The organism is Cupriavidus sp. 86D6 (genome assembly GCF_057815095.1).
Map to the genome: position 1 here is coordinate 594,455 of NZ_JBYPSB010000001.1, position 16,269 is coordinate 610,723.

Consider the following 16,269-nt stretch of genomic DNA (forward strand, 5'->3'; position numbering starts at 1 on the left):
CCATCTCGGCACAACAGCCGCCGTTAGTGCGCGGGCTCAACGTCCCCGGCACGCAACGCTTCGGGCCGGGGCAGGTTGACGAGGATTTTCCCTTACGGATTTGTCCGACTTCTGGTGTGCCGCGCCGCTGGCTATGCTTCAGTCGTGCCTTGCGAGCAGGGCACCGAGGAGAGACTCTTGGGGCCCGTTCAGGCGAACGGGCCTTTTCTTTTTGTCCGGCACGCTTGTGCCGGCCGGTCAGGCCCAGCATGGGCGGCAACGGCAGCGCGGGCCGCGTCGTCTACAATTCGGGCCTGCCTTCGCGCCAGACTTCCGGTCGGGCGCCGCTTACCCTTCCTCGCAATCATGGCCCTGTTCTCCATTACCGATGCCCAACTGGCCTTTGGCCACGTGGCGCTGCTCGACCATACCGATTTCTCGCTCGAAGCCGGCGAACGCGTTGGCCTGATCGGCCGCAACGGCACGGGCAAGTCCTCGCTGCTGCGGATCGTGTCGGGGGCGTCCGCGCCCGACGACGGCCTGATTGCGCGCCAGAGCGGCGTGACATCGGCCTATGTTGCGCAAGAGCCACAATTCGAGCCCGGCCTGACCGTGTTCGATGCGGTCAGCCAGGGCATGGGCGCCGCCCACGACCTGTTGCTGCGATATGACGCGGCGCTGGCCAGACTGGAATCGCACCACGACGAGGCCACGCTGGCCGAACTGCACCGCGTGCAGGCCGAACTCGACGCCGCCGATGCCTGGCAACTGCGCACCCGCGTGGAAACCACGCTGGCCAGGCTGGGCCTGGACCCGCATGTACGTGTGGACGCGCTGTCCGGCGGCCTGCAGAAGCGCGTGGCGCTGGCGCAGGGCCTGGTGGCCGAGCCCGATATCCTGCTGCTCGACGAGCCGACCAACCACCTCGACGTCGAAGCCATCCGCTGGCTCGAAGACCTGCTGCTGGGCTTCCGCGGCAGCGTGCTGCTGATTACCCACGACCGCGCCTTCCTGGACCGCGTGGCCACCCGCATCGTCGAACTCGACCGGGGCAAGCTGTTGTCGTTCCCCGGCAACTTTGCTGCCTACCAGACCCGCAAGGCCGAATTGCTGGCCAACGAGGCCGTGGAGCAGGCCAAGTTCGACAAGCTGCTGGCACAGGAGGAAGTGTGGATCCGCAAGGGCGTGGAGGCACGCCGCACGCGCAGCGTGGCGCGGGTGCAGCGGCTGCATGCCATGCGCGACGAACGCGCCCAGCGCCGCGAGGTCCAGGGCAACGTCAAGCTGGAAGTGTCGCAGGGCGACCGCTCGGGCAAGATCGTGGCCGAACTGGTCGATGTGTCGAAGTCGTACGGCAACAAGACGGTGGTGCGCGATTTCTCGGCCACCATCATGCGCGGCGACAAGGTGGGCCTGATCGGCCCGAACGGCGCCGGCAAGACCACGCTGCTGCGGCTGATCCTGGGCGATCTGGCGCCCGACGCCGGCACGGTGCGCAATGGCAGCAACCTCCAAGTGGCGTACTTCGACCAGATGCGTTCGGCGCTGGACCTGGAAAAATCGCTGGCCGACACCATCAGCCCCGGCAGCGACTGGGTGGAAGTCAACGGCCAGCGCAAGCACGTGATGAGTTACCTGGGCGACTTCCTGTTCGCGCCGGAGCGCGCGCGGTCGCCGGTCAAGTCGCTGTCCGGCGGCGAACGCAACCGCCTGTTGCTGGCGCGCCTGTTCGCCCGGCCGGCCAACGTGCTGGTGCTGGACGAACCGACCAACGACCTCGACATCGACACGCTGGAACTGCTGGAAGAACTGCTGCAGGACTACAGCGGCACGGTGTTTCTGGTATCGCACGACCGCGCGTTCCTGGACAACGTGGTCACGTCAACGATCGCCGCCGAAGGCGATGGACTGTGGCGCGAATCGGTGGGCGGCTATTCCGACTGGGAGCAGCAGTCGGCACGCGCCCAGGCGCTGCAGTCCGCCCGGGCCGAGCCCAAGGCGGCCGACGCCCCCAAGGCCAGCACCCGCGAGGCCCGCGGCGCCAACCGCACGGTCAAGCTGTCGTACAAGGAACAGCGCGAGCTGGATGGATTGCCGGAGCGCATGTCGAGCCTGGAGGCCGAGCAGAAGACCATCGGCGCGCAGCTGGAGGACGGTTCGCTGTACGCCACCGACCCGGCGCGCGCCGCCGCACTGGCCTCGCGCCACGACGAGATCGAGATGGAACTGCTGGAGGCGCTGGAACGCTGGGAAATGCTGGAAAAGAAGACGAAAGGCGAGGGCACCTGAAGCCTGCGCCACGTTTTTCTCCCCTCTCCCGCACAGCGGGAGAGGGGCCGGGGGAGAGGGCCTAGAGGTCCAGATTGCGACAAGGCAGCAAGCCGAGCCGCCTTACCCGCTCCCCCAACCCCTTGCCCACGATGTGGGAGAGGGGAGCCGGTCAACGGTACCTCATACCCTCACCCGCACCACGCCAGCACCATGTTGGTCAGGTCGACCATGAATGCCGGGCGCAGGTAGGCCAGGAACCCCAGCGTCAGCACCACCGCCAAGGCCAGGTAGCCCACTCCGCGCGCCCAGCGCATCTCAGACTCCCACCGGCTGCGGGCGCGCCAGCGCCTGCTCCCGGATCGGCAGGTTGACCAGGGCGGCCAGCACGCCGAGCCCGATCGCCAGCAGCCACACCGTGTTGTAGCTGCCGGTGCGGTCGAACAGGAAGCCGCCCAGCCAGGCGCCCAGGAAGCTGCCGATCTGGTGCGAGAAGAACACCACGCCCGACAGCATCGACAGGTACTTCACGCCGAACACCTGCGCGATGATGCCGTTGGTCAGCGGCACGGTGGACAGCCACAGGAAACCCATCAGCGCGGCAAAGATCCAGGTGCTCCAGGCCGTCAGCGGCAGCATCAGGTAGCCGGCGATCACGACCGACCGCGCGATATAGATGGCCGACAGCAGGTAGCGTTTGGGCATGCGCTGGCCCATCGCGCCGGCCGTGTAGGTGCCGAATACATTGAACAGGCCGATCAGCGCCAGCGCCACCGTGGCAATCTTCACGTCCACCAGGCCCCGGTCCTTCAGGTAGGGCGCCAGGTGCACGCCAATGAACACCACCTGGAACCCGCACACGAAATAACCCAGCGTCAGCAACTGGAAGTTGCGGTTGCCGAAGGCCTCGCGCGTGGCTTCGCCAATGGTCTGCTGGTGGCCGCCGGTGCTGGCGGCCATGTTGGGTTCGCGCAGCGTCAGGGCCAGCGGCAGCATGAAGCAGGCCAGGAAGGCCAGGATGAACAGCGCGTTCTGCCAGCCCGCGGTCGAAATCAGCGTCTGCTCCACCGGAATCATCAGGAACTGGCCGAAGGACCCGGCCGCGGCGGCGATGCCCATGGCCCAGACGCGCTTTTCTGCGCTGGCCACGCGGCCGATCACGCCGTAGACCACGCTGTAGGTGGTGCCGGACTGCGCAATGCCGATCAGCACGCCGGCGCCGGTGGCGAACGCCGTGCCGCTGGTGGCCAGCGCCATCACGACCAGGCCGGCCACATACAACGCCACGCCGACGATCATGATGCGCACGGCGCCGAACTTGTCGGCCAGCGCGCCCGTGATCGGCTGGCTGGCGCCCCACATCAGGTTCTGCAGCGCCAGCGCAAACGCGAAAGTCTCGCGGTTCCAGCCGTGCGTCTGCGTGATGGGCAGGTTGAACAGGCCAAAGCCATGCCGGATGCCCATGGAAAGGGTGACGAGCAGGCCGCCGCACACGAGCACGGTGGTCAGGGATAGTTTGCGATCGGTCATGTCGGGCTCGGTATTGTCTCTATTGTTTTGTCTTGTTGTCTTCTGAATCGCCGCCGGCGTGCTGCCGGTGATCGGGTAACGCCGGGGTGGCGCCGTGGGGGTCGGCGCCTAGTGTAAGCCGGGCACCGGAATTGTGCCGGACTACGAATTTCTGGGGTTTTTCAAAAAGGATGGCTGCCACGGCCATCCATTACAATGCAGCGCATCCCGGCCGCCGACGGCCGGCAAGTCCAATATCCGTATCGACTCCATGGCGAGCAAAACCAGTCAGTACAGCGAATCTTCCATCCGGGTCCTGAAGGGCCTGGAGCCGGTCAAGCAGCGCCCCGGCATGTACACCCGTACCGACAACCCCCTGCATATCGTGCAGGAGGTGATCGACAACGCGTCAGACGAGGCGCTGGGTGGCCACGGCACAGAGATCCTGGTCACGCTCCACAAGGACGGCAGCATCAGCGTGGAGGACGACGGCCGCGGTATTCCGGTGGGGATTCACCCGGAAGAAGGGGTGCCCGTGGTGGAGATCGTCTTCACGCGCCTGCACGCGGGCGGCAAGTTCGACAAGGGCAAGGGCGGCGCCTACGCGTTCTCGGGCGGCTTGCACGGCGTGGGCGTGTCTGTCACCAACGCGCTGGCCACGCGCCTGGACGTCACCGTCTGGCGCGACGGCCTGCAGTCCACGCTGACCTTCGAGCACGGCGGCGAAGTCACCCGGCCGCTGGCATCGCGCAAGATCGAGCGCGGCGAAAAAAAGAACGGCACGCGCGTCCAGGTGTGGCCGGACGCGAAATATTTCGATTCGGCTGCGATTCCGATGGCCGAACTGCAGCGCCTGCTGCGTTCCAAGGCGGTGCTGCTGCCCGGCGTGAAGGTCACGCTGGTGCTGGAAAAGACCGGCGAGCAGACCGTCTGGCAATACGAGCAGGGCCTGAAGGGCTATCTGGTGGAAGCCCTGGCCCAGGGCAGCGGCGCCGAGCTGGTGATCCCGATGTTCGAGGGCGAGCACTTTGCCGACCCGGACAAGAACGCCGGCGAGGAAGGGTTTGCCGAAGGCGAGGGCGCGTCGTGGGTGGTCGCCTGGACCGAGGAAGGCGCGCCGGTGCGCGAGTCGTACGTGAACCTGATTCCCACGCCGGCCGGCGGCACGCATGAGTCCGGCCTGCGCGAAGGCCTGTTCCTGGCCGTGAAGAGCTTCATCGAGATGCACTCGCTGCAGCCCAAGGGCGTCAAGCTGATGAGCGAGGACGTGTTCGCCCGCGCGTCGTTCGTGCTGTCGGCCAAGGTGCTGGACCCGCAATTCCAGGGCCAGATCAAGGAACGGCTGAACAGCCGCGACGCCGTGCGCCTGGTGTCCACCTTCAGCCGCCCGGCGCTGGAGCTCTGGCTGAATCACCATGTCGACTACGGCAAGAAGCTGGCCGAGCTGGTGATTCGCCAGGCCCAGGCCCGCACGCGGGCCGCGCAGAAGGTGGAAAAGAAGAAGGGCTCCGGCGTGGCCGTGCTGCCCGGCAAGCTGACCGACTGCGAATCGACCGACGTCACCCGCAACGAAATCTTCCTGGTGGAGGGCGACTCGGCCGGCGGTTCGGCCAAGATGGGCCGCGACAAGGAATTCCAGGCCATCCTGCCGCTGCGCGGCAAGGTGCTGAACACCTGGGAAACCGAGCGCGACCGCCTGTTCGCCAACAACGAGGTGCACGACATCGCCGTGGCCATCGGCGTGGACCCGCACGGGGTGGACGACGAGCCCGACCTGTCGAACCTGCGCTACGGCAAGATCTGCATCCTGTCCGACGCTGACGTGGACGGCGCGCACATCCAGGTGCTGCTGCTGACGCTGTTCTTCCGCCACTTCCCGAAGCTGATCGACCTGGGCCATGTCTGCGTGGCGCGTCCGCCGCTGTTCCGGGTCGATGCACCGGCTCGCGGCAAGAAGCCCGCGCAGAAGCTCTACGCGCTGGACGAGGGCGAACTGGAAGCCATCCAGGACAAGCTGCTCAAGGACGGCGTCAAGGACGGCGCGTGGCAGATCTCGCGCTTCAAGGGCCTGGGCGAGATGAGCGCCGAGCAGCTCTGGGAAACGACCATGAATCCGGACACCCGCCGGCTGCTGCCGGTGGCGCTGGGCGAATTCGATCTGCCGCAGACCGTTACCATGATGAACATGCTGATGGGCAAGGGCGAGGCGTCGCAGCGCCGGACCTGGCTCGAAGAGAAGGGCAACGAGGTGGTGGCCGACATCTGACGGCACCCAGATCTGGAGGAACGGCGATGCAGGAACGAGCAGGGCAACAGCGGATCAGGCGGCTCCAGGCACAGGCGAAGCGCCTGGCCGGCACGCTGGCCGTGCTCGGCACGTTCGGCATCGCGGCGCCGGCCCATGCGGCGCTGTGGGGCTATATCGACGGCGAGGGCGTGGCCCATTTCGCCGACACGAAGCTCGACGACCGCTACAAGCTGTTCATGAAGGACGGCGGCCAGTTCGATTCGGGCAACCTGGGCCACCGGGGCGTGATCACGCTGCCGGACAAGACCGGCCCGTCGCGCGACAAGCTGTTCCAGTACCTGCTCAACCACCCGAACCTGCGCACGGTCGATCCGATCATCGCGCAGGTGGCCGGGGCCCAGAACGTGGACCCGGCGCTGGTCAAGGCCGTGATGGCCGTGGAAAGCGGCTTCAATCCGGCGGCCGTATCGCCCAAGGGCGCCATCGGGCTGATGCAGGTCATTCCCGATACCGGCACGCGCTTCGGCATTGCCGCGGACGGCCGCCGGACGGTGGAGCAGAAGCTGGCCGACCCCAGGCTCAATATCTCGGCGGGCGTGCGCTACCTGCGCTTCCTGATGGAGCTGTTCCCGAACAACCTGGAACTGGTGCTGGCCGCGTACAACGCCGGCGAAGGCGCGGTGCAGCGTTACAACAACCAGATCCCGCCTTACCCCGAGACCCGCCAGTACGTGAGCACCGTGCTGGAGTTCTACCGTCTGTACCAGCCGGCGGCGGGCGGCGTGATCCGTACCGGCGTGGCGGCAGACCGCGTGCGCATGGTGATCGGCGGCGGTCGCCGGCCGATGCCCTGATGCCGTCTGTCCGGTTTCCGGGCGCTATTTCCGGCGGCATCGTCATCCACTTCCTTTAGAATCCCACGCTGACCGCAAACAAGCGGGATGTCCGGCGCCTGCGCCCGGCATGCCGAACCCTTGCCAACCATGGATCAAGCAGATACTACTTTTCGGCCCGAAGAGCCGGCCGATTCGCTGACGCTCGCGCGGTACGCCGAGCGCGCCTACCTGGATTACGCCGTGAGCGTGGTCAAGGGGCGCGCCCTGCCCGAAGTGGCGGACGGCCAGAAGCCCGTGCAGCGCCGCATTCTCTATGCGATGGCGGCCATGGGGCTGCGCGCCGACGCCAAGCCCGTGAAGTCGGCCCGCGTGGTCGGCGAGGTGCTCGGTAAATTCCACCCCCACGGCGACCAGTCGGCCTATGACGCGCTGGTGCGCCTGGCGCAGGACTTCTCGCTGCGCTATCCGCTGATCGACGGCCAGGGCAACTTCGGCTCGCGCGACGGCGACGGCGCGGCGGCCATGCGCTACACCGAAGCCCGCCTGACCCCGATCTCGCGCCTGCTGCTCGACGAGATCGACATGGGCACGGTGGACTTCCTGCCCAACTACGACGGTTCGGAAGAAGAGCCCAAGCTGCTGCCGGCGCGTCTGCCGTTCGTGCTGCTGAACGGTGCATCGGGCATTGCCGTGGGCATGGCCACCGAAATCCCGCCGCATAACCTGCGCGAGGTGGCTGGCGCGGCCGTGGCGATGATCCGCAACCCGAACATCTCGCTGGCCGAACTGCTCGCGATCATGCCGGGCCCCGACTATCCGGGCGGCGGCCAGATCATCTCGCCCGCGTCGGAAATCGCCCAGATCTACGAGAACGGCCGCGGCAGCCTGAAGGTGCGCGCGCGCTGGACCATCGAGGAGATGGCACGCGGCCAGTGGCAGCTGGTGGTGACCGAACTGCCGCCGAACACGTCGGCGCAGAAGGTGCTCGAGGAAATCGAGGAAATCACCAACCCGAAGATCCGCGCCGGCAAGAAGGCGCTGACGCCCGAGCAGACCCAGCTCAAGACCACGATGCTGGCCGTGCTGGACGCCGTGCGCGACGAATCGGGCAAGGACGCGCCGGTGCGGCTGGTGTTCGAGCCCAAGAGCAAGAACACCGACCAGCAGGAATTCATCCAGACGCTGCTGGCGCATACCAGCCTGGAGTCGGGCGCGCCGATCAACCTGGTGATGATCGGCACCGACGGGCGTCCGCGCCAGAAGGGCCTGCAGGAAATCCTGCGCGAGTGGATCGAGTTCCGCTTCGCCACCGTCACGCGCCGCACGCGCTTCCAGCTGAACAAGGTGGAAGACCGCATCCATATCCTGGAAGGGCGGATGCTGGTGCTGCTGAACATCGACGAGGTGATCCGCATCATCCGCGAAAGCGACGACCCCAAGCCGGCGCTGATCGAGGCGTTCCGCCTGAGCGACCGGCAGGCCGAGGACATCCTGGAAATCCGCCTGCGCCAGCTGGCACGGCTGGAAGCGATCAAGATCGAACAGGAACTGGCGAAACTGCGAGACGAGCAGGCTGAGCTGGACGTGCTGCTGAAGTCCGAGACCATGATGCGTCGCAAGATCATCAAGGAGATCGAGCAGGACGCCAAGCAGTACAGCCCCGAAGACAAGGACCCGCGCCGCACGCTGATCCAGGAAGCCACCCGCGCCGCTGCCGAGGTGAAGGTGATCGACGAGCCGGTGACGGTGATCATGTCGGGCAAGGGCTGGGTGCGCACGCGCCAGGGCCATGGCCACGATCCGTCGCAGTTCACGTTCAAGGCGGGCGACAGCCTCTACGCCACGTTCGAGTGCCGCACGGTCGATACCATGCTGGCGTTCGGCAGCAATGGCCGGGTCTACTCGGTGGCCGTCTCCAGCCTGCCGGGCGGGCGGGGCGATGGCGTGCCGGTGACCACGCTGATCGACCTGGCCGCAGGCTCGCAGATCGCCCACACGTTCGCGGGCGGCGCCGAGCAGCGCATGCTGATTGCCACGGCCGGCGGCAATGGCTTTGTCACGAAGGTCGGCGACATGATCAGCCGCCAGAAGGGCGGCAAGGCGTTCATCACGCTCGACGACGGCGACGCCATCCTGCAGCCGGCGCCGGTTGGCGACGAAGCCACGCATGTGGCGTGCTTCTCGGCCAATGGCCGCCTGCTGCTGGTGGGGCTCGACGAGGTCAAGGTGCTGTCGGCCGGCGGCCGCGGCGTGATCCTCATGGAACTGGAGCCGAAGGAAGCGCTGGAACAGGCCGTGCCGGTGGGCGCGCCTGGCCTGATGATCTCGGGCACCGGCGTGCGCGGCGGCAAGCTGCCGCCGCAGAAGCTGGCCGGCAAGACGCTGCTGCCGTACGTGGGCAAGCGCGCCCGCAAGGGCAAGGCCATCGAGCCGCGCCTGAAGGATGTGAAGCTGGAGCCGGTGAAGGCGCCGGAGTAAGCGGACGCGCAAGGACTATCCCAGTCCGAACCCCTGCGGGTTCGCTCCCCTCTCCCGCACGCGGGAGAGGGGAGCCGGTCACCGGTCACCGGTCACCCAGGCTGCCATCGCCAACCGCGACCCCCTCTTGCCGTTTCGTGATGCCTCGCGTCAGCCAGGCGGCCAGTATCTGCCGTACCATGTCGGCACCCTGCCCATTCCGCACGGCAGGCGATCACCGTCACGGTCATGTCCTCCACGCCCCTGCTTGTCGAGCCGACGCTCGCCCCGCCTCCCAGCGCCCGTACCCTGTTTTTCGAGTTTGCCCGCATGGGGCTGTCCGGCTTCGGCGGCGTGCTGCCGTTCGTGCGGCGCTCGGTGGTGGAGCGCAACCGCTGGCTCAACGATCGTGATTTCGTCGAAATACTCAGTCTGGGACAGGTACTGCCGGGGCCGAACGTCATCAATCTGGCGTTGATGCTAGGTCTGCGCTTCGCCGGCCTGCGCGGCGCCCTGGCGGCGTTCAGCGGGCTGGTGTTCGTGCCGATGGTGGTGGTGCTGTGCGCGATGGGCCTGTACCTGCGCTACCAGGACGTGCCGCAGGTGCGGCAGATGCTGGCCGGCATGACGGCCGTCGCGGCGGGCCTGGTGTTGTCGACGGGCGTGAAGCTGGCGCAGAGCCAGTCGCGTTCGGTGCGCGCCCTCGTCGTGGGCGTGGCGGCGTTCCTGGCCATCGGCTGGCTGCGCTGGCCGCTGCTGCCGGTCATGGCCGTGCTGGTGCCCGTGGCGCTGGTGCTGGAATACCGCGCCATGCGCAAGGGGGCATGATGGCATCGCCCGACATCCTGCGCGACCTGCTGGGACACTTCGGCATGCTGTCGTTGCTGGCCGTGGGCGGCGGCGGCACGGTGATCCCTGACATGCACCGGTATCTGGTGGAGGCCAACCACTGGATGACCGACGAGCAGTTCGCCGCGCTCTACGCCATCTCGCAGGCATCGCCGGGGCCGAACATCCTGTTCGTGGCGCTGTTCGGCTGGCAGGTGGCCGGCGCGGGTGGCGCCTTCGCGTCGATGCTCGGCATCTGCGGCCCGTCCAGCGTGATCGCGCTGGGCTTCGAATACTTCGCCGGACGCGCGCCACACGCGGTCTGGCCGGTGCTGATCAAGCGCGGCCTGTCGGCGCTGACCATCGGCCTGCTGATGTCCACGGGATGGGTGCTGGCCACCAGCGTCGACCATACCTGGACGGCTGTGGCGGTGACGCTGCTGACAGTGGGTTTGATGCTGAAGACGAAGATCCACCCGCTGCTGCTGGTGGCCCTCGGTGCGGGGGCGGGGTTGCTGGGGCTGGTGTAGTGGTATGGCTCCCCTCTCCCGCGTGAGAGAGGGGAGCGCATCACCACGGCCACAAGCAGGCGCAATGATCTACTTCAGCGGCAGCACCAGGATGCTCAGGGCGGCCGGGCGGGCACGCATGGCGGCAAGCCAGCGTTCCAGGTTGGGCCGTGGCGCATGCGGGACGGGCGTGCCAAACCAGCGATGCGCGGCGCAGGCCAGCGAGATGTCGGCCATCGTGAAACGGTCGCCACCGATGAACTCGCGGTCTGCCAGCGCGGCGTCCAGCATCTGCGCCAGCGGCTCGGTGCGCTCGCACGACTTGTCGATCACGGCCTGGTCGCGCTGGTCTTCGGGGATGCGGACCATCTGCAGGAAAGCCTGAACCATGGCCGGGCTGAAGGTGGTGGTCTGCCAGTCCATCCAGCGGTCGGCCGATGCGCGCGCCTTGACGTCCGATGGCCACAGCGTGTCTTCGCCATAGCGGGCGCACAGGTAGCGCACGATCGCATTCGACTCCCACAGCACGAACGGCTCGCCGGCCACGTCGGTGTCGCGGAAATCCTCGATCACCGGAATCAGCCGGTTCGGATTCAGGCGGACGTATGCTTCGGCGTCAAGCTCGCCCTTGTGGTTGCCGATGTCGATACGTTCGTGGTCCAGGTGCAGCTCGCGCGCGCACCAGACCACCTTCTGCACGTTGATCGACGACAGGCGGCCCCAGATGCGAAGCATGGTTTGCGGCTCTTCCAGATCCATGTTGGCCATCATCCTCACGCCGCGCGCGGTTGCGGGGCAGCCTTGGCGATGGCTTCGCGGAACAGCTCGCCCAGGATCGACACGCCCTGTTCGATGCGCTCCGGCGGCACCGTCACGAAGGCCAGGCGCAGCGTGTTCATGCGCGGGTTGCCGGCGTAGAACGGCGCGCCCGGCACGTAGGCCACGTTGCGGCGCACGGCTTCTTCCAGGATCGTCATGCTGTTCAGGCCTTCGGGCAGTTCCACCCAGATGAACATGCCGCCTTCGGGCGCATTCCACGTCACGCCAGCCGGCATGTGGCGCTTGAGCGCGTCCAGCATGCAGGCGCACTGCTTGCCGTAGAGTTCGCGGATGGTCGGGATGTGGCTGTCCAGCAGGCCGTCCTTGACCGTCTCGTAGGCAATGCGCTGCGTGAAGGTCGGCGTGTGCAGGTCAGAGGCCTGCTTGGCCTGGCACAGCTTGAAGTGCAGCTCGGGCGGGGCGATCACGAAACCCAGGCGCATGCCCGGCGCCAGGATCTTCGAGAACGAACCCATGTAGATCACGCCGTCCGGGTTCATCGACAGCAGCGTCGGCAGCGTGTTGCCGGTGTAGCTCAGTTCACCGTACGGATCGTCTTCCACCAGCAGGATGCCCAGTTCCTGCGCGCGCTTGACCAGCGCCTGGCGGCGCTCCAGCGGCAGGCGGCGGCCGGTGGGGTTCTGGAAGTTCGGCAGCGCGTACAGGAAGCGCGCGTTGGCGGTCAGTTCGGCCGTCAGCGCCTCGGGGATCAGGCCGCGGTCGTCGGACGGGATCGACACGAATTCCGGCTCGAACAGCGAGAACGCCTGCAGCGCGCCGAGGTAGCTGGGCGTTTCCACCAGCACCGGGCTGCCCGGGTCGATCATGATCTTGGCGATCAGGTCCAGCGCCTGCTGCGAACCGGTGGTGATCAGCACGCGCTCGACCCCCACGTTGTAGCGCCTGGCCACGAATTCGCGCAGCGGCAGGTAGCCTTCGGTGGCCGCGTACTGCAAGGCCGCCTGGGGGTTATCGGCGAATACACGGGCCACCGCCGCTTCCATGGCCGCTACCGGGAACGACGCCGGAGAGGGCAGGCCGCCGGCGAACGAAATGACTTCCGGACGCTCGGTGACTTTCAGGATTTCGCGGATGGCCGAGCTGGTCAGTTGCTGCGCCCGGCGGGAGATGGCCCATTTCATGATTGATCTCGTGGTGGGGGAATTCAGGTGCCGGGCCCGGGGGCCCGGCCATGTCTCTGGTCGTTCTGGTCAGTCTGGTCGGTCTGGTACGTCAGGTCAGGCAGGGGGCTGCCTCAGATCTCCACGATCATCTCGATCTCGACGCAGGCGCCCAGCGGAATCTGCGCCACGCCAAAGGCGCTGCGGGCGTGCTTGCCTTTCTCGCCGAACACTTCGACCAGGAATTCGGAGCAGCCGTTGGTGACCAGGTGTTGTTCGGTGAATTCCGGCGTGGAGTTCACCAGGCTCATCACCTTGACGATGCGCTTCACCTTGTTCAGGTCGCCGATATGGCCGTGCAGCGTGGCCAGCAGGTCGATGGCGATGCTGCGCGCGGCCTGCTGGCCGGCGGCGGTATCGATATCCTTGCCAAGCTTGCCAGCCCAGGGCTTGCCGTCGCGGCGGGCGATATGGCCCGACAGGAAGACGGTGTTGCCGGTGGTCGCTGCCATCACATAGGCAGCGGCCGGGGCGCCGGCGGTGGGCAGTTCCACGCCGAGTTTGGCAAGGGTGTCGTAGACGGACATGCGGTGACTCCTGTCAGTGAATGCGTCCTGGAAGAACGGGGGGCGTTTCTCCGGCCACGGCGGCCGGTGGCGCGGCGGGTGCGGTGTTGCGCACGGCGGCGCGTCGGCCCAGGGCCACCACGGCGATCACCGCGACTGCAAAAGCGACGGTGGCGGCATCGGGGGGCTCGGCCAGGATCACGGCGCCGCCCGCCAGCGTGAGGAACGGCTGGAGCAATTGTATCTGGCCTACGCGGGCCACGCCGCCTTTTGCAAGCCCGGCGTACCAGAACAGAAATCCGATGAACATCGAGAACACCGACACATAGGCCATGCCGGCCCACGCGCGCGGCGACGCGGCGGCAATGTCGTCCGCGTGCCCAACTGTCAGCCACGCCACCACCGGCACCAGCACCGGCAGCGACACCACCAGCGCCCAGGAAATCGTCTCCAGCCCGCCCAGTTCGCGCGATAGCTTGCCGCCTTCGGCATAGCCGAGTGCGCCCAGCACCACAGCCAGGAACAGGAACCAGTCGGCGTGCTGCAGCCCGCCCGCGCCCTGCCACAGGGCAAAGCCGACCACCAGCGCGCTGCCAGCCAGCGCCGACAGCCAGAAGCCGGCGGACGGGCGCTCGTTGCCGAACCATGCCGCGAAGACGGCCGTGGCCAGCGGCAGCAGGCCGATCACGATGGCGCCGTGCGCGGCCGGCACTTCGCGCATGGCCAGTGACGAAAACACCGGAAAGCCGACCACCACGCCCAGCGCGGTCACCGCCAGCCGCAGCCACTGGCGCCCGCGCGGGCGCTTCGACGGCGCCAGCGCGCCGCGCGCCGCCAGCAACGCCAGGGCCAGCGCGGCCGCGACCACGGCCCGGGCCAGCGCCACGAACGTGGCATCCAGCTCGGCCACGGCCATGCGCGTGAACGGCAGCGTCTGGCTGAAGATGGCCACGCCGATAAAGCCCAGCAGCATGCCGCCGGAATGAGGGGAGGGGTTCTGGCTCATGGCAATCCGGGGACCATCAGTGCGGGTGTGCGGCGGCCACGGCCATCCACAGGGCGGTCAGCGCCAGTGCCAGCCCCATCGCACCGTTGAACCAGCGCACGCGGTTGCCCTGCATCAGCCACTGCCGCAGGGACGCGCCCAGCACGCCATAGGCGCCGTTGCTGAAGAAGCCGAACGTGGCGAACAGCGTGCTGACCAGCAGCACACGCTGGCCCAGCGACGGCGCGTTATCCATATAGGACGCGGCCACGGCCAGCGCCATCATCCACGCCTTGATGTTGGCGAACTGCATGGCGATCGATTGCCAGACGTTCATCGGCTTGAGCACGTTCTTTTCGGCCAGCGACGTGCTGCGCGCGATGCGCAGCGCCAGCCAGAGCAGGTACAGCACGCCCACCACGCGGATGGCTGCCGCCAGCATCGGACTGGCCAGAATCAGCGCGCCCACGCCGGTGGCGCACAGCGCGATGATGCTGGCGAAGCCCACCGACACGCCGATGCAATGGGGCAAGGTGGCGCGCAGGCCGAAATTGGCGCCGGTCACGGCCGCCACGGTGGTGTTCGGGCCGGGCGTGAAGGCGCCCACGGCCAGCAGCGTCACCAATGCCAGGAACTGGGCCATCGACAGGCCCGTGAGCCAGGTTTCCACGCCGCTCATGCGAAATTGACGACCACGCGCCGGTTGGTGCGGCTCTTCTTCTCGATCTTGGTCACCACCATCGCGCCGATCTCGCCGGTGTTGGCCACGTGCGTGCCGCCGCAGGGCTGGCGGTCCACGCCGGGGATGTCGACGATGCGGATCGTCGACGTGCCGGCCGGCGGCGCGGCACCGATGGTGCGCACCAGGTCGGGCTGGGCGGCCAGTTGCTCTGGCGTGATGCGGTCGATGTTGACCGGCGTCTTCGCGTCGATCAGCGCGTTGAGCTGTGCGGTCAGCACGGCCTTGTCGAGCGTCGATTCGGGCAGGTCGAAGTCGATGCGTGCCGAATCGGGCGAGATGCTGCAGCCGGTGACCGGCACCGGGATCAGCGACCCCAGCAGGTGCAGGCAGGTATGCAGGCGCATGAGCCGGTGGCGGCGCGCCCAGTCGATCCTGACCTCCACGCGGTCGCCAACGGCCAGCGCGGGCGCGTCGGGGGCGGGCACGTGCAGGATGCGGGTGCGGTCATCGGCGTAGACCGTATCGGCCAGCGCCACCACACGGCCGTCGGCGGTATGCAGCGTGCCGGTGTCGCCGGCCTGCCCGCCGCTGCGCGCGTAGCACACGGTCTGGTCCAGTTCGATGCCCGCGTCGCTCACCGCCACCACGGTGGCCTGGCAGTGATCGAGATACGCGTCGTCGTCGAAACGCTTGGCGGTGGTGGCGGACATCGGGGGCTCCTTGGGTGTGTCTTGTCTTGGGGATCAGCGCAGGGTCTTGACGCCCGCTGGGGTGTCGATGTCGGCCGTCAGCAGCGGCGGCCCATCGGTCTGGTCGATCTCGATCAGGTGTGCGGCGCCTAGCCACGCCAGCCCCTGCCGCAGCAGTTCCGCATGCGGATGCTGGCCGCGCAGCCGGCGCAGGGCCAGGTCCTGGCGCGGCAGGCTGACGCCCGGGTGGCTCGCCACGTCCCACTGGATCAGCGTCGGAAACAGGCCATCGCCGGCGCTGGCGGCCTCGCCACGCCACGCGGGCAGGCTGCCGTCGTCGGGCACGGTCAGGCGCCAGTGCAGCGCGCCGCGATCCATCGGGATGGCCGGCGCGATGCGATCCGGGTACTGCGATTGCCAGCGCGACAGGTCGGCCGGGCGCTCCACGCGGGCCGCCCAGTGCGCCAGGAACGGGCCGTCGCGCAGCCGTTGCTGGATCAGGTCGCTGTCCAGCCCGAACCAGCGCGGGCGATCCGGGGCCGGCGCGGCCGGGTCGATCGCGATCACTTCGAGGTACATCCCGCCAAACAGCCCCAGCACGCGGTTGTGCGTGCCCATGCGCGGATGGGCGCCGCCGCCTTGCGGGGCGATGCCAAGCAGGTGGGCGACATGCTCGGCACCCGACTCCAGGTCGGGGGCGGCAATCACGAGGTGGTCAATGGCGAGTTTCATCGTTGGTTGATGGTAGTCAAGCTTGTCGGTACAGTACCGAT

General features: G+C 67.6%; 15 protein-coding genes. 6 read left to right on the top strand and 9 right to left on the bottom strand.

What is annotated here, in order from left to right:
- Nucleotides 1–345: 345 nt before the first annotated feature.
- Entirely contained in the window at nt 346–2,268 is a 1,923-nt protein-coding gene (locus AC3G88_RS02735) for an ATP-binding cassette domain-containing protein (protein ID WP_488770515.1), read from the top strand.
- Between the two features lie 170 nt (nt 2,269–2,438).
- On the opposite strand, the gene AC3G88_RS02740 is transcribed toward AC3G88_RS02735, so the two are convergent.
- A complete protein-coding gene (locus AC3G88_RS02740) occupies nt 2,439–2,564 on the bottom strand; it encodes a hypothetical protein (protein ID WP_283780978.1) in 126 nt (41 codons plus the stop codon).
- Between the two features lies 1 nt (nt 2,565).
- Nucleotides 2,566–3,777 carry an MFS transporter gene (locus AC3G88_RS02745; RefSeq protein ID WP_488770514.1) on the bottom strand — a complete coding sequence of 404 codons (1,212 nt, stop codon included), beginning with the start codon at nt 3,775–3,777 and terminating at the stop codon, nt 2,566–2,568.
- 250 nt (nt 3,778–4,027) lie between these two features.
- On the opposite strand from AC3G88_RS02745, the gene AC3G88_RS02750 reads away from it, so the two are divergent.
- The 5 genes from AC3G88_RS02750 (at nt 4,028) to AC3G88_RS02770 (ending at nt 10,655) form a co-directional block, all read left to right on the top strand.
- On the top strand, nt 4,028–6,022 hold the full coding sequence (locus AC3G88_RS02750) for a DNA topoisomerase IV subunit B (protein WP_488770513.1): 1,995 nt from the start codon (nt 4,028–4,030) through the stop codon (nt 6,020–6,022).
- Nucleotides 6,023–6,048: 26 nt separating this feature from the next.
- Nucleotides 6,049–6,858 carry a lytic transglycosylase domain-containing protein gene (locus tag AC3G88_RS02755; protein ID WP_488770512.1) on the top strand — a complete coding sequence of 270 codons (810 nt, stop codon included), beginning with the start codon at nt 6,049–6,051 and terminating at the stop codon, nt 6,856–6,858.
- A 129-nt stretch (nt 6,859–6,987) separates the two neighbouring features.
- Complete coding sequence (gene parC, locus AC3G88_RS02760; RefSeq protein ID WP_488770511.1) at nt 6,988–9,318, top strand: DNA topoisomerase IV subunit A; 2,331 nt, start codon at nt 6,988–6,990, stop codon at nt 9,316–9,318.
- Between the two features lie 228 nt (nt 9,319–9,546).
- Nucleotides 9,547–10,125: a chromate transporter gene (locus AC3G88_RS02765; protein ID WP_153945480.1), complete on the top strand. Its 579-nt coding sequence runs from the start codon at nt 9,547–9,549 to the stop codon at nt 10,123–10,125.
- Nucleotides 10,125–10,655 carry a chromate transporter gene (locus AC3G88_RS02770; RefSeq protein ID WP_092594577.1) on the top strand — a complete coding sequence of 177 codons (531 nt, stop codon included), beginning with the start codon at nt 10,125–10,127 and terminating at the stop codon, nt 10,653–10,655. Before AC3G88_RS02765 ends, AC3G88_RS02770 begins: the two co-directional genes overlap by 1 nt.
- A 69-nt stretch (nt 10,656–10,724) precedes the next feature.
- Here AC3G88_RS02770 and AC3G88_RS02775 read toward each other — a convergent pair whose 3' ends face one another.
- From AC3G88_RS02775 to AC3G88_RS02805, 7 genes are all read right to left on the bottom strand, one after another.
- The gene (locus AC3G88_RS02775) at nt 10,725–11,369 is read right to left on the bottom strand and encodes a glutathione S-transferase family protein (RefSeq protein WP_488770510.1); all 645 of its coding nucleotides are present in this window, start codon (nt 11,367–11,369) and stop codon (nt 10,725–10,727) included.
- Between the two features lie 38 nt (nt 11,370–11,407).
- Nucleotides 11,408–12,595, bottom strand: coding sequence for an aminotransferase-like domain-containing protein (locus AC3G88_RS02780; RefSeq protein WP_488770509.1), 1,188 nt, complete (start codon nt 12,593–12,595; stop codon nt 11,408–11,410).
- 113 nt (nt 12,596–12,708) lie between these two features.
- The gene (locus AC3G88_RS02785) at nt 12,709–13,161 is read right to left on the bottom strand and encodes a RidA family protein (protein ID WP_488770508.1); all 453 of its coding nucleotides are present in this window, start codon (nt 13,159–13,161) and stop codon (nt 12,709–12,711) included.
- Nucleotides 13,162–13,174: 13 nt separating this feature from the next.
- The gene (locus AC3G88_RS02790) at nt 13,175–14,146 is read right to left on the bottom strand and encodes a DMT family transporter (protein ID WP_488770507.1); all 972 of its coding nucleotides are present in this window, start codon (nt 14,144–14,146) and stop codon (nt 13,175–13,177) included.
- 16 nt (nt 14,147–14,162) lie between these two features.
- Nucleotides 14,163–14,795, bottom strand: a complete 633-nt coding sequence (locus tag AC3G88_RS02795; protein WP_488893104.1) for a LysE family translocator — start codon at nt 14,793–14,795, stop codon at nt 14,163–14,165.
- Between the two features lie 5 nt (nt 14,796–14,800).
- Nucleotides 14,801–15,517, bottom strand: coding sequence for an alanyl-tRNA editing protein (locus tag AC3G88_RS02800; RefSeq protein WP_488770505.1), 717 nt, complete (start codon nt 15,515–15,517; stop codon nt 14,801–14,803).
- Between the two features lie 33 nt (nt 15,518–15,550).
- Nucleotides 15,551–16,228: a VOC family protein gene (locus AC3G88_RS02805; RefSeq protein ID WP_488770504.1), complete on the bottom strand. Its 678-nt coding sequence runs from the start codon at nt 16,226–16,228 to the stop codon at nt 15,551–15,553.
- Between the last annotated feature and the right edge of the window lie 41 nt (nt 16,229–16,269).

What these genes read in the sequence shown, in the direction of transcription:
- AC3G88_RS02735 (WP_488770515.1), top strand. Translation starts at nt 346, where the DNA reads ATGGCCCTGTTCTCCATTACCGATGCCCAACTGGCCTTTGGCCACGTG.
- AC3G88_RS02740 (WP_283780978.1), bottom strand. Translation starts at nt 2,564, where the DNA reads ATGCGCTGGGCGCGCGGAGTGGGCTACCTGGCCTTGGCGGTGGTGCTG.
- AC3G88_RS02745 (WP_488770514.1), bottom strand. Translation starts at nt 3,777, where the DNA reads ATGACCGATCGCAAACTATCCCTGACCACCGTGCTCGTGTGCGGCGGC.
- AC3G88_RS02750 (WP_488770513.1), top strand. Translation starts at nt 4,028, where the DNA reads ATGGCGAGCAAAACCAGTCAGTACAGCGAATCTTCCATCCGGGTCCTG.
- AC3G88_RS02755 (WP_488770512.1), top strand. Translation starts at nt 6,049, where the DNA reads ATGCAGGAACGAGCAGGGCAACAGCGGATCAGGCGGCTCCAGGCACAG.
- parC (WP_488770511.1), top strand. Translation starts at nt 6,988, where the DNA reads ATGGATCAAGCAGATACTACTTTTCGGCCCGAAGAGCCGGCCGATTCG.
- AC3G88_RS02765 (WP_153945480.1), top strand. Translation starts at nt 9,547, where the DNA reads ATGTCCTCCACGCCCCTGCTTGTCGAGCCGACGCTCGCCCCGCCTCCC.
- AC3G88_RS02770 (WP_092594577.1), top strand. Translation starts at nt 10,125, where the DNA reads ATGGCATCGCCCGACATCCTGCGCGACCTGCTGGGACACTTCGGCATG.
- AC3G88_RS02775 (WP_488770510.1), bottom strand. Translation starts at nt 11,369, where the DNA reads ATGCTTCGCATCTGGGGCCGCCTGTCGTCGATCAACGTGCAGAAGGTG.
- AC3G88_RS02780 (WP_488770509.1), bottom strand. Translation starts at nt 12,595, where the DNA reads ATGAAATGGGCCATCTCCCGCCGGGCGCAGCAACTGACCAGCTCGGCC.
- AC3G88_RS02785 (WP_488770508.1), bottom strand. Translation starts at nt 13,161, where the DNA reads ATGTCCGTCTACGACACCCTTGCCAAACTCGGCGTGGAACTGCCCACC.
- AC3G88_RS02790 (WP_488770507.1), bottom strand. Translation starts at nt 14,146, where the DNA reads ATGAGCCAGAACCCCTCCCCTCATTCCGGCGGCATGCTGCTGGGCTTT.
- AC3G88_RS02800 (WP_488770505.1), bottom strand. Translation starts at nt 15,517, where the DNA reads ATGTCCGCCACCACCGCCAAGCGTTTCGACGACGACGCGTATCTCGAT.
- AC3G88_RS02805 (WP_488770504.1), bottom strand. Translation starts at nt 16,228, where the DNA reads ATGAAACTCGCCATTGACCACCTCGTGATTGCCGCCCCCGACCTGGAG.